The sequence below is a fragment of the Pseudomonas sp. Root329 genome, assembly GCF_001424925.1.
Taxonomy (GTDB): domain Bacteria; phylum Pseudomonadota; class Gammaproteobacteria; order Pseudomonadales; family Pseudomonadaceae; genus Aquipseudomonas; species Aquipseudomonas arabinosi.
Genome location: NZ_LMCV01000027.1, coordinates 15,833 through 27,885 on the forward strand (window position 1 = coordinate 15,833; position 12,053 = coordinate 27,885).

12 protein-coding genes are annotated in these 12,053 nt (G+C 53.6%); all 12 read right to left on the reverse strand.

All coding sequences use genetic code 11. The features are described 5' to 3' along the window. Positions 1-45: 45 nt before the first annotated feature. The gene (locus tag ASC74_RS20265) at positions 46-1,188 is read right to left on the reverse strand and encodes a hypothetical protein (RefSeq protein ID WP_056743478.1); all 1,143 of its coding nucleotides are present in this window, start codon (positions 1,186-1,188) and stop codon (positions 46-48) included. Between the two features lie 272 nt (positions 1,189-1,460). After that, positions 1,461-2,195, reverse strand: a complete 735-nt coding sequence (locus ASC74_RS20270) for a WecB/TagA/CpsF family glycosyltransferase (RefSeq protein ID WP_056743480.1) — start codon at positions 2,193-2,195, stop codon at positions 1,461-1,463. After that, complete coding sequence (locus ASC74_RS20275) at positions 2,195-3,382, reverse strand: glycosyltransferase family 2 protein (protein ID WP_056743481.1); 1,188 nt, start codon at positions 3,380-3,382, stop codon at positions 2,195-2,197. Before ASC74_RS20275 ends, ASC74_RS20270 begins: the two co-directional genes overlap by 1 nt. Beyond that, a complete protein-coding gene (locus tag ASC74_RS20280) occupies positions 3,379-4,581 on the reverse strand; it encodes a glycosyltransferase (RefSeq protein ID WP_056743483.1) in 1,203 nt (400 codons plus the stop codon). Before ASC74_RS20280 ends, ASC74_RS20275 begins: the two co-directional genes overlap by 4 nt. Positions 4,582-4,656: 75 nt before the next feature. Continuing rightward, positions 4,657-5,592 carry a DUF535 family protein gene (locus tag ASC74_RS20285; RefSeq protein WP_056743486.1) on the reverse strand — a complete coding sequence of 312 codons (936 nt, stop codon included), beginning with the start codon at positions 5,590-5,592 and terminating at the stop codon, positions 4,657-4,659. Positions 5,593-5,599: 7 nt separating this feature from the next. After that, positions 5,600-6,577 (reverse strand): glycosyltransferase, encoded by a 978-nt coding sequence (locus tag ASC74_RS20290; RefSeq protein WP_056743488.1) that lies wholly within the window; start codon positions 6,575-6,577, stop codon positions 5,600-5,602. A gap of 43 nt (positions 6,578-6,620) precedes the next feature. After that, positions 6,621-7,145, reverse strand: coding sequence for a serine O-acetyltransferase (locus ASC74_RS20295; protein WP_056743490.1), 525 nt, complete (start codon positions 7,143-7,145; stop codon positions 6,621-6,623). 8 nt (positions 7,146-7,153) lie between these two features. Continuing rightward, positions 7,154-8,110 carry a glycosyltransferase family 2 protein gene (locus ASC74_RS20300; protein ID WP_056743493.1) on the reverse strand — a complete coding sequence of 319 codons (957 nt, stop codon included), beginning with the start codon at positions 8,108-8,110 and terminating at the stop codon, positions 7,154-7,156. Then, positions 8,103-8,720, reverse strand: a complete 618-nt coding sequence (locus ASC74_RS20305) for an acyltransferase (RefSeq protein ID WP_056743495.1) — start codon at positions 8,718-8,720, stop codon at positions 8,103-8,105. Before ASC74_RS20305 ends, ASC74_RS20300 begins: the two co-directional genes overlap by 8 nt. Before the next feature lie 133 nt (positions 8,721-8,853). Then, a complete protein-coding gene (locus tag ASC74_RS20310) occupies positions 8,854-10,323 on the reverse strand; it encodes an FAD-dependent oxidoreductase (protein ID WP_056743497.1) in 1,470 nt (489 codons plus the stop codon). Further along, positions 10,320-10,514, reverse strand: coding sequence for a hypothetical protein (locus ASC74_RS20315; RefSeq protein WP_056743499.1), 195 nt, complete (start codon positions 10,512-10,514; stop codon positions 10,320-10,322). Before ASC74_RS20315 ends, ASC74_RS20310 begins: the two co-directional genes overlap by 4 nt. Before the next feature lie 136 nt (positions 10,515-10,650). Further along, positions 10,651-12,027 carry an oligosaccharide flippase family protein gene (locus tag ASC74_RS20320; RefSeq protein WP_056743501.1) on the reverse strand — a complete coding sequence of 459 codons (1,377 nt, stop codon included), beginning with the start codon at positions 12,025-12,027 and terminating at the stop codon, positions 10,651-10,653. Positions 12,028-12,053: the final 26 nt, after the last annotated feature.

The following is a 12,053-nucleotide window of genomic DNA, read 5'->3' on the forward strand; positions in this document are numbered from 1 at the left end:
GTTTATCGCCAAACACGTAAACCGTACTTCTTTAAAGCAACCTATTCAGGTGGATACAACAGTTTCCAGAACAGGGGGTAATGCCAGATGAGCGTAGCGGCCGCGCAAGGTGTCGAGAAGCGCCTCTTCCGGTTTTCTAGAACAATGAAGATATATTTTGAACAGTCCACCAAAACCCATTTCACGATATCGACCCGCGACCTCCTCATCACTTGGTCCGTCCGGCAACCCAAGATGAAGTGTCAGCTTTTTGCCTTCGACAGCAAATAGAGGCGTCTCCCAAAGAAATTGCGCCGCGCCCACCTTAGGCAGTCGAACAAATAAATAACCGTAGTTACCCAGCGTATCGACATCACCACCACGCCGTCTTTTCCATTCGAGAAGTCCATCGTCCGGGCGTGCCAGGCAAGTTCCGATATCATAATAGTCAAAACCATTTTCTATCGCCCACTCAAGCGCCATGAACGTGGTAATCGAGTTAATTTCACGTAATTTCTTAGCATCTGAAAATACAACATCGGGGTAGCCGAAACGGACGGTGCTCCAGTAGCGTTTTCCTGCCCGGGTAATCACGCACCCAAGATGGCATGCAACAATTTCATCCTCCAGCAGTACTAGATCGAGCCGCCCGACGCTTTTTGCCACCCGTTGAACTTCACGGGATTCAATTTGAGAGGCCGCTGCTCCATGCCTTGCGCTGGCATAGGGCTTCAGCATTTCCCGATCTGCGATTTCAATTTCGTCATCGTTCAAGGCCTGCTTCATACGATAGCGCAACCGGTTCTTGCGCAGATTTCGACGCAACTCGGTATTGTACCGGGCCGTAATATCCTCAATTGACCGGCTCAGCGGAACGACAGCACTTAAATATTGAGGCACAGATAATGCACCCAAGGTCGGCATTTCACTGACCCACACTGTCCGCTCTGAATTATCCAACTTCAATTGGCTATTAACCGTTTGAGATTCGGCGCCCAGTAGAACCTTTACAAATTCCCGCTGTGTTTTCCTGCCCACATAGAGAATGTCATAGGTGCTGTCTTCGCGCAGTTTGAATCTGGCAATTTCCCAGCGCCAAAAACATGCCCTCCCCCCTATATCTTGCAACCAGGCGCGCGCTTTCCTTAGCTCAAATCGCATTGAAGGAGAGATTAGCTTACGTATTAATTCGGTTATGTATTTTTTCATTTGGTTATTAGCACACTTCAAGGAATGGCCATTTGAGTTTACAAATCAATAACCTAACTACTCGAAATGAGCGCTCGACAGCCGAGCACTTTTTTCAAAATATGCGGCGTCTGACAACATTTTGTTGACGCCAATCTTAATGATGAAAACGACCCCGAACATACCCGTCAAGTCGATAATTCCAACCTGAGTAAAGGTGCTACGTCGGGGTTTTGCAAGATATTTCAGCCGTGTTTTTTATGGCGCCGGCCAGGCGTCAAATTCTTGTAATGTCAGGAATCCCTGTAGATCAACGTGCGTAACAAGAACATCGGATTACCCACCACATAGCGACTGAATAATCGCTTTGGCTCACCTATTAGCCTGAACAGCCACTCACAACCGAGACGACGCACCCATTGCGGAGCACGCGTCACCTTACCGCCGAGAAAATCCAGGATCGCCCCACCGCACACGACCAGACAGGGCACGCCGCTGACGGCTAACCTGGCAGCAACGGCTTCTTGCTTGGGCATGCCCATACCCAGCACAACCAGTTCCGGCTGAAACTGCCGTGCAAGGTTTATGTAGGCATCCACCGGCGCGAATCCATGGTGAGCAGACACTACATTGATCGCAAATAGTGCTTCGCTACGCTGCACCGCATTGGCTAGAAAGGGCTCTTCAGTCCCCCAGAAAGCCACGCGCCGGCCCTTGAACGCGGCCAGCAACTTGGGAATGAAATCGGTGCCATTCATGTTTAGCCCCGGCTCCAGGCCGAGGCGACGAAACAGGATGGCCATGCCGGAGCCGTCCCGTAATAACACGTCAGCAGCCAGCAGCGCGTTAAAGTAGTCGGTATTGGCCGCCACCAGATTCATGGCATGGGCATTCGCAAACCCGAGCACTGTCGTCACGTCAGGTCTGGATAACGCATCAATCAAGGCTTGCTCGTCATCAACATCGCTGACCACCCTGAGTTTCCGGGTAATCGTTTGCCAGCTGTGCTGCCAGGATAAAGCACGCATTAGCTGTCATCTCGCTTCGAACGCACCCATTCAACCTGGCGCTTAAGCAAAAATCCGAGATACAGAGGGATTTTCTTCAGCGCGTAGAACGGCGCATACAACAAGGCTGAAAAAGAAATAATCCCGCGACCAAATTGGCTCCATGCCAGCAAGATCGTCACACCCAATATTGCCACCCCGGAAGAAGCGATCAATGCTGGCGCCAACGCTCCCGACAGCATAAATACCAACCATGACAGACCAAATGCCGCCGCCAAGGCCAACGTCAACAAGGCCAATGGAGGGACCATCAAATCCAGCGTCATCGCCAGCAGACTCCCGTTACGCTGGCCAATCGACTCCACCAGCAACTTTGGCGTATCTCCGAGAATCACCCCTAAATGACCATGCTCCCAGCGCGTACGCTGGGTAGTTAAGCCTTCATCGCTGCGCGGAAAGTAACTGGTCACCAGCGCATCGGGGCAAAACACTGGCGGCTTGCCGCTTCGGCATAAATCCAGGCCCAACTTCAAATCTTCAACGATGTGGCCACTGGCTAAATTGATCAACGTCAGATCCCGCCAGACGAAAGCCATTCCCGTGCCCATTAGCTGACAGGGCAAACCAAGTCGGGTCCAACCCTGCGGTCGTACCCGATTCTTCACACACCAGGCAAACTCGGCAAGCCGCACTTTCAGCCCGGAACCTGCGGGAGCAAGCATTAAATTAAGGGCTTGCGCTGGCCGCCCTGAGTCGATGCAACAGATTGCCAAACGCTCAATAGAACCCTCGGCCACCTGGCAATCCGCATCGATAACAATCATGACGTCAGGCGCATCGCTCGCCAAATGACGCACCCCACAGTCCAGCGCATAACCCTTGCCACGCTGCTGAACATTGCTGCGCTCCACCACCTCGGCGCCCGCCGTGCGGGCCAGCGCCGCCGTGTCGTCAGAACAGTTGTCCGCCACCACCAATAGGCGATCACCCGAAAGCAACTGCGGCCGAATGCTGTTTAACGTCGCGACGATGATCGAGGATTCATTGTGTGCCGGTATCAACACCGCCACCCGCGGTCGCGATCCTTGCACCGACGAGCGCGACCGTGCAGGCAGGCAGGCCATCAGCACCTGTACAAACAGCACCAACACCGGCAGGAGGAGGAGTATCAGCAGTAAGCTGAACAGCCAACTAAGTAATGTGATCATGCTTGCGCCCTAAACAAATTAGCCAACTTGGTCGCTTCGATATCGATGTCGTGTCGCTCCAGCACTCTCTGATAAGCCGCCTCGCCCATCCGCTGCAACACCTCGACAGGTTGCGCGAGGCAGTCCGCCAGTGCCGCCGCCAACTCATCCACCGCTCCAGCGGGAAACAACCAACCGTTCTCTCCCTGTCGCACTAACTCGGGAATGCCCGCCACATAGCTCGTCAGTACGGGTCGGCGCAACGCCATGGCTTCCATGATGACCACCGGCAACCCCTCGGCGAAGCTCGGCAACACCAAGGCCCGCGCCGCGAGAATCTCCGCCCGCACCTGATCGCTGCTGATCCAGCCGGTAATTCGCACCCGCGCCTGCAAGCCATACCGTGCAATCAGGGTTTCGATTTCCGCGCGCATTTCTCCATCGCCGGCCAGTACTATTTCGAACTCCACGTTTTGCGCTGCCAGGATGCGGGCAGCCTCAAGCAACAACAGTTGTCCCTTCTGCTCACACAAACGACCTACACAAACCAACCGCGGCGCGGATGGCACGGCAACGGCCGGCACATCGTGAAACGCCCGCTCCAGCCCACAGTGCACCACCTTTACCCTCGCCCAGTGCGCATGAGCCACCCAGCGAAACAGCTGGCTACGTCCATAAGAACTGATCGCCGCGACAAAAGCTGCGCGCCGGACTTTCTCACCCAAATGAATAAACTGCGGTTTGTCGAACTCTTCCGGCCCGTGCACGGTAAAACTGTACGCCGGCCCACCGAGTACATTGGCCAGCATCACCACCTCGGTTGAGTTGGTGCCGAAATGCGCATGCACATGCTCGGCCCCAAACGCCTGCAACCAGGTCAGCACGCGGCACGCCTCGGACAAATAAACCAAATGGTATGGCCAGGGGCGATCGGCACGCCGGCCCATGCGTAGCGCCAGCCACAGCGCCGAAAAAAAGCGTCGCGGCTGGGCGCGCAGCACCTGAAGCACAGGCACTAACAGCTCTTTGACTCCGCCCTGCAGCACATACTGGGTTTTATCGCGTTCGGACACGTCCTCGGCATCCACCAATTCGGCATCCCAGCCACGCAGGGCAATGCGCTGCACCACAAACCCCTGACGCTCCAACGCCAAAATCTCGCGACGAATGAAGCTATGGCTGACTTTGGGGTATTGATTGATGAAATAAGCGATGCGCATAGGAACCAGACTTAGTTGTCGTTGCGGTGGATTATTACTGCAAGTAATCCCACAGTAGTACAGGTCTCAGGAACGTCAACTAGCCACACGACTACTGCTATAACTGCCTATCAACACGCTGTCTATCTTTTTAAAGGTGTCATCCAGCAACTCATAGCGCCTGCGGTACATGGCACGTTTTTTTGAAGCAATACTGTCGAGCGGCTTTCTGGACAGCATCATGGGAATCTCAAAAAAATCTTCGCGCTCTGACGGAGTCGCTCCATGCTCTAACCAGATCACATCATAATTTGCCGCCAGTTCCAGGGCTTTGTGAGCGCCAAAATACGGATGACGATGGTGGCGATACCCATCCCCTACCGCATAAATTTTCTCAACTCCGATATTGATGGCAATGTATTTAATAACTTCGATCAAAAAGCTTCTTGGCCGAAGGCCTTCAAAGTCTTTAGTCAGGTCCCTGTAGATACTCAACGACAACTCACTCTCGACGCCTTTATGTATCCCTTGAACGGCGCCGATAAAAATACATAACTCTGTGTCCGTGCGACATAAGGTGAAGGCTATTGATGCAATGCGCAGATCCCCCTGAAACAAGTTCAGCACCAACTCCCCTTCACGCATAAACCAGAAGGGACGATCCAGCACCAGGGAACAACCAGCCGCAAACTCCGACAAATCACTCAGCTTCAAACTGTCACTTCGCCCCAACAGCAATAGCTGCGGACAGCTTTTGGTAACCACTTCGTAGTGCGAGGCTAAAACACTAAGTTTATTCTTGGGGCTCCAGCTTTTACTGATGTATGGCCAATGAACAACGCCGACACAATCCCCGCCCAACTTCTCAACACCGGACTTACCCAGGGCGTTCGACATCCGCCCGCAAAACAACTTTAGCTCGGACCAGTTTTTTGCAACCAGAACCAACATTTTAAATTTATTATTCAATGCCCTTAAGGAATACCCAGCGTGTAAAAAAAACACGCTCTTTAATATCACCCAATTATTCATATAAGTCTCACTTGTATTCGATCAGCGCCGTCTTGCCAGCGCCGAATCTGTTCAGTAGAAACTTGACTTGCCCGAGCATCTCGGGAAATTTCCCCAGCACGAGAAAGAAAGCCCGCAGCCAGTTTTCGCGCGTGGATCTATCGCCCCCGCGGGCGAGGCGCACGACCTGCAATGGATAGACCAGCAGCACAAGCAGCCCAAACCATCCAAACACTAAACTCGCGATAACAGTCGCCAGCGGGACACCCAATCCCCAGAACCAGGCACGCCGCGACTCACGCAACCAATGTTGCTCCGGTGCGGCCCCATGTAAAAATGCGCCCTCGGCAAAGGCATAACCACCGCGCAGGGTACGCTGCCACCATTGGCCGAACCGGGTCATGGTTGCATCGTGCAAGGTCATTTCCTCGCCCAGACGCCAGATCTTCCAACCATTCCCACGCAGACGTACGCACAATTCAGGCTCTTCCCCGGCAATAAGACCCGGTAGAAACCCGGACGCTTCAACGAAGGCGTCAGCCCGCATCAGCGCATCGCCACCACATGCCTTGGCCTCACCTACCGGCGTATCCCATTCGAAATCACACAGTAAGTTGTAAACAGAGTGCTGCGGAAAACGTTCACGGCGCCGTCCACAGACCACCGCGACGTCAGGATGTGCATCAAGAAAGGCCTGCGCCCGGGGCAGCCAACCGCCGACAACCTCACAATCACCATCGACGAACTGCACATAACGCATCGCCGGCAATAAGCGTTGTATGCAGGCAAATCCTTCATTGCGCGCACGCGCAGCCGTAAAGGGAATGGTCATGTCCAACTCGACCACCTCGACCCCAAGCCTCAGTGCCATCTGCACCGACCCGTCCGTTGATCCAGAGTCGACATAAACAACCTTCTGCGCCGGACCGACGAGGGAAGTCAGACAACGCTCAAGCCGTAGGCCTTCGTTGCGACCGATAACAACGACACCCATACCCATAGCCATGGCGTTCACTCAGCGACGCGATTGAAGTAATCCATCGGGTGGTTCATGAGAATTCCCTCGATTCTTCGTACTTCCTTTTCTTGATAGTCGCAGGCACGCCCACTGCCACCGAGTCGTCCGGTACATCGGTCAGCACCACAGCATTGGCACCAATCACGACATTGTTACCAATGCGGATATTGCCCAGCACCTTGGCCCCTGCACCGATATCAACATTGTTACCCATCACCGGAGCAATCGGCTCACTCACATTCTTGAGGCCCACGACGACGCCATTGCGAATACGGCAATCATCGCCGAACTGCGCATAGCCACTGATCACGATTCCGCCGAAATGATCGATGACGAAGTTGCGCCCGACCACCACCTCACACGGCAACTCGATACCCGTGACAATCTGCACCAGTTTGAAGAGCACTTTGTATATAAAGGAGAACAACTTACGTAGCAGTGCCGGTCGCACACCGTAACGCCAGCGCCCAAAGCGATAAACCACCATCACCCAAAACCCCTGAGCCCCCCAATCTCCGGCGTATGCACGCAAGTCCGCACGTATGTTTTCGAACATAACTGGCTCTACCGTGTTGGTTGGCTAGCGAATTTGGTATCACGCAGCAACGCCCAGGTCACACGAGTATGCTGCCAACACGCCCCTAAAGCGGCCCGACCACGGCCTTTCAATAGCACCTTGAGCGCCAAAATCAGATCACCCAGACTCACCAGTAGCATATGTGAGGCCAAACCAGGCAGACCGTGGTGCTTGCGGAAGTACAAAAGCTCACTTTCGATTTGTAACGTGGGTAGCTGGCGACTAGCCGCATTGAGTGTGTCAACAGACTTGGCACTTTCACCACCGATATGCACCACCGTGGTATGCGGGTAGTAAACCACCTTCCAGCCTGCCTGTTTAACGCGTTTGCAGTGATCTATCTCCTCGAAGTAAAGGAAGTAGCGCGGATCGAACAAACCAACCTGGTCGATGACTTCACGGCGGATCAGGTAATAGCACCCGGGCACCCAGTCGCACTCACGCACCGAAGCATGATCCCAGGCCATGTCGTCGACCCTCTTCACCACAGGGAAAAAGCGTTCAAGCCCTGTACGCGCAAGGAAGATATTCAACGGCGTCGGAAAATAGCGACAGGAGGGCTGTAAATCTCCCTCTCGTCCAACCAACCGAACGCCGAGGACACCGCAATCAGGATGAGTCTCCATGTAGTCGAGGGTCTTGCTCAGCGTATCCGCAGAAACGAAGGCATCGGTATTGAGCAGCAACGCATACTTGCCCTGCAGGTGCTCAACCAATTGATTATTGGCACGACCAAATCCCACATTATTTTCATTGGCCAGTTGCAACGCCTCTGGACAAACAGTTGCCAGACACTCCAGCGAATTATCGGCAGAGGCGTTGTCCACCACCAAATAGCGCGTGCGACCTACACTGTTTGACTGGCGTAACGCATTAAACATCGGTTGCAACAGCGCCGCTGTATTGTAATTAACTACCAACACGTCAAGGGGAGCACTAACCATTGGGTTGCTCGCCAAAAAAGTGTTGCGCTCTCATTTTTATAAGTTTCGGTTCAAATGCCGGGTCGTATACACCATCGCGCTGCCTGATAAGGTCAATCCACGGATAAGTGGCGCTACGCTCTTCGACTTTCGCCAACACTTCATCCAGGGTACAGATAACCTTGGCTGGATTACCCCCAACCACTACCCCAGGCGGAACATCTTTTATGACTACAGCACCGGCTGCGACAATCGAATTCGGGCCAATAGTCACACGCGGCATGATGATAGAGCCATAGCCGATAAAACAATTATCAAGTATGTCGATAGCGCCGACAGAATCAAGTTTTTTACCATAGCGCACCTCGAGCATGCCAACTACTCCATCGTGGCCGAATAGCGTGCAACACGATAAACCTACATTATTTCCGAGTCGTACTAGCGAAGGGTCAGTTATGTTGGCAGCAGGATTGATCCATACGCCTTTACCGATGGAGTGTAGCCCACCCCACCGAACCATATGTTTAGCCCAGTCATACCCGTCCGGTTTACAGAATTTTTTATAGAGTGAGGTCCCATGCCCCGTTGTTTTTGCAATGTAAGCAATCGTACGTTTTAGTAGACCAATCATCCTGTCAGCCTCAATTATTCAGCGATAGACATCTGTGCCAGAGTTAGATACACCCTGATTCTTCATTACCACTACTCTAAGAGTAGACGCTCCCCTAAAATTCAACACTCAAATAATCCTCCCATGCTCCCACTCAGGAATACCTGCCCACCACGAGCCCCATCTGATGGTTGAGATAATCTGCCAGCCTTAGAGCAAGTTGCAAAAGAGGCATCGTGGGGTTACAGGCACCGCCTGTAGCGAAAACACTGCTGCCCGCAACGTAAAGATTCTCAACACCAAACACTTTGCAGTTCTCGTCGACCACACCAAACTCAGGCGACGTCGCCATCCGCGTGGTCCCCATATGATGAGCATGGGGATTGAGCTTCAGTGGCAAATCGACGTCATACACACACTCTTCCAACTTGACGAAGCCCAGCCCTGTGTCGGCAAAACACTTTGCCACTTCGAGCCCTATGGACTTGACGGTTTCCCTGTCTGCAGGAGTTAGCTCCCAATGAATCTTGGTCTTCCTCATCCCTAACGCATCTCGCTCGTCGAGCAATGAGACGCGGCTATTGGGGTTGGGAAACTGCTCGATCAGCGTGCCGAGCACCCCATCTCCAGGGCAATCGAACTTGGCAATAAATTCAACCTTGCGCTCCGCACCGATGTCACAGACGAGATTCTCGAAAAAGTCCTTGATTGCCGCCGTTCGCCCATAGGCTTTCACTTCAGATACTAGAGAGGCCGTCACATTCCCTTTACCCGACTTGTGCTCCATCACGAAGGCATCGGTCGTGAAGTACTCCTTCCGAGAATCTGTACCCTGCCCGTCTTTCAGGATGAAGGTACCCAGATCGACGTTCAGGTGCTCCATGAAGCATCTACCGACGTAACCATCCTTGCCAGCAATACCGCCAGCTGCCAGGGACTCACTGTTAAGCAGTTGCCTGGCATTCTCGATCGCGCCTGTCGCCAGAATGAATTGTTTTGCCGTGACTCGCTCTCGATGCAACTCGTAGTCCGAGACGACTATCGTTGCTATGCGGCCAGTCTTGCTGTCGAACTCAAGATCGACACAATTGCAATGGATGAAGACATCCAGCCCCTCGGTCTCATTAAGTTCCTTGGCATATTTTTGTGCAAATCGCGTCGGCGGGCTCAGCAGGAAACGATCAGCCTCAAAGTCAGTGCCGTCCAAAGTCGCATTGATAGCCTTGAATCCGGAGTGCGGCGGAAGATCGACAATATCCATGGCCGCCGACAGATTGCGCTCGATCTCGGAAAACGCGATGGGCCAACCGGGCACGGGCACCGGAGGGCCTACGGTAAAGTCCGACTGTTCGAATGGACGGCATCGCCCGGCCCAGTGATTGGAGGTCCCGCCAAGATAACGCAGGCGTGTTTCATGAGCGTAGACCTCGAGGCCTGACGATGAGACCTGGTAGAGGTTCTGCGAGGCCGGCGAATACTCGTGCCCGCCGCCCTCGACAAGCACCACACGCCGACCATTACCGGCTAAACGCAAGGCCAGCGTAATGCCGGCTGGCCCCCCACCTATGATGCAGATGTCATAGTGGTCGCGGAGTTCTTTCTGCGATTGGTAATCTTTGATCATGCTTGTGTTTGCCGAAAATGCTGGGCGGGCAGCACCCATCCGTTGATGACAACAAACTCGGATTTAGCAGCAGAAGGCCGGGCAACGGCTTTGGAAAATCCGAACATGAGCCCTCCAATACTCAACACGGCAGAAGCCTGGAGGAAGCCTCTGCGCCCCATCACAGAGGTATTCAAATCAGTTTCTCTCATGATTCAAAGCTCCACGACACCGAGATTACGTTGGAAATGTCAACTACACATCAAGGCCACATTTTTTTGTGCGACGGCCATCAATACCTCAATGGCGACGCTGTGCCACAGCTTTGGAAACATCACGAGAAATAGATCAAAGCCATTTAACAAAATCCGTCAACAACTCCCCACACAATGCCCCCACCGCCAGCATAGGCAGCACCACCAATTCACGCTTGAGACTGAACATCCCCAGACGACAATTGACATAAAAAACCAGGATAAGCGTAGGAAACGTGTACAGGGCAGCGCCCCAAATCGCATATTTGACCCCACCAATCGCCAGCAGCAGTGGCAGCAGCACCCACAACGAGACCACGCGAATAATGTTATCAATGGCCTGGTACTTGGTGAGTCCCAACGCAATCCAGACCTGATTCGCCAGCATGTAGCGCATGGTGAAAAAAGAGAGTGAAAGAATGGCCATCATGTTGCCGGCTTGAGCGTAACGCTCATCGTACAAGATGCTGATGAGCAGTGGACTGCCAGTCCAAAACAGTCCACAGAGAAACAGACAGGCAAGATCGAGCATCAATTTCAAGCGGTAGTACAAAGCGTGGAGCCGTACGGTGTCATTAGTTCTTGAGGCCTCACTGAAGGCCGGCAAGGCCACAGCCCCGACTATCTTTTGCAACGCAAGCTGAACAGCTCCCAAAATCAGCACGGCAATGGAGTAAACGCCCAGTTCGCCGGCCGTCATGCTGCCGCCGAACCAGACACGATCACCGTACATGGCCAATACGCCCACCGCCGACGACAACAGTATCCAACGGCCGAAGCCGACTAATTCATCGAGCGCAGAACGCTCCCACTGTAGACGGTTAGAAGGGCCCTCAAACCAGAAATGCCCCAGCAGCGTGTTGACCATCGATTGGACCAGACCTGCAATCACCAGCGACCAGATGGACCTGGTGAAGTAACCGATGGCCAGCATGACCAACAGCCCGACGATCTGAGACCCAAAATCGGTGAGTACCACTTTCTTTTGCTGGAAAGCGCGCACTGCCAGGTCGACTTTCGTCGACTGAAAACCCACGATGATTGCCGAGAAACCGGTCACGGCCAACACCAGCGGCAACTCGGGTGCGGCGTAGGTAGAATTGGGCGACCACAGATTGAGGGTCTGTGCATACCAGGCGAGAGCCGCAAGGAGAAGTGTCGAGGCAAAGAGGATAAAGCCGCGCACGATCTGCACGGTCCAGATGGTATTGAGAAACACCGGATCGTCGCCACGCGGGCTCTGGATGATGTTCTGGCGCAAGCCGACATCGGAAAGCATGTGCAGAACCAGAGAAACGGTGATGGCGATCATCATGATGCCGAACATCTCCGGCATCAGCAGACGGGCCATTATCAGGTTGCCGCCCAAGCGAAAGGCTTGCGACGTAACCAGCGCCCCCAGATTCCATGCTCCGGCAGAGATCGCTCGCTTACGAAGGCCCAACGTTGGCGACAAATCAACTAACGACATAGCATCATCCCCGGACTCAATGGCTC

Coding starts and splice junctions, on each gene's coding strand:
- ASC74_RS20315 (WP_056743499.1), bottom strand. CDS start 10,514: ATGAGAGAAACTGATTTGAATACCTCTGTGATGGGGCGCAGAGGCTTC.
- ASC74_RS20270 (WP_056743480.1), bottom strand. CDS start 2,195: ATGCGTGCTTTATCCTGGCAGCACAGCTGGCAAACGATTACCCGGAAA.
- ASC74_RS20280 (WP_056743483.1), bottom strand. CDS start 4,581: ATGCGCATCGCTTATTTCATCAATCAATACCCCAAAGTCAGCCATAGC.
- ASC74_RS20275 (WP_056743481.1), bottom strand. CDS start 3,382: ATGATCACATTACTTAGTTGGCTGTTCAGCTTACTGCTGATACTCCTC.
- ASC74_RS20300 (WP_056743493.1), bottom strand. CDS start 8,110: ATGGTTAGTGCTCCCCTTGACGTGTTGGTAGTTAATTACAATACAGCG.
- ASC74_RS20310 (WP_056743497.1), bottom strand. CDS start 10,323: ATGATCAAAGATTACCAATCGCAGAAAGAACTCCGCGACCACTATGAC.
- ASC74_RS20295 (WP_056743490.1), bottom strand. CDS start 7,145: ATGTTCGAAAACATACGTGCGGACTTGCGTGCATACGCCGGAGATTGG.
- ASC74_RS20285 (WP_056743486.1), bottom strand. CDS start 5,592: ATGAATAATTGGGTGATATTAAAGAGCGTGTTTTTTTTACACGCTGGG.
- ASC74_RS20290 (WP_056743488.1), bottom strand. CDS start 6,577: ATGGCTATGGGTATGGGTGTCGTTGTTATCGGTCGCAACGAAGGCCTA.
- ASC74_RS20305 (WP_056743495.1), bottom strand. CDS start 8,720: ATGATTGGTCTACTAAAACGTACGATTGCTTACATTGCAAAAACAACG.
- ASC74_RS20320 (WP_056743501.1), bottom strand. CDS start 12,027: ATGTCGTTAGTTGATTTGTCGCCAACGTTGGGCCTTCGTAAGCGAGCG.
- ASC74_RS20265 (WP_056743478.1), bottom strand. CDS start 1,188: ATGAAAAAATACATAACCGAATTAATACGTAAGCTAATCTCTCCTTCA.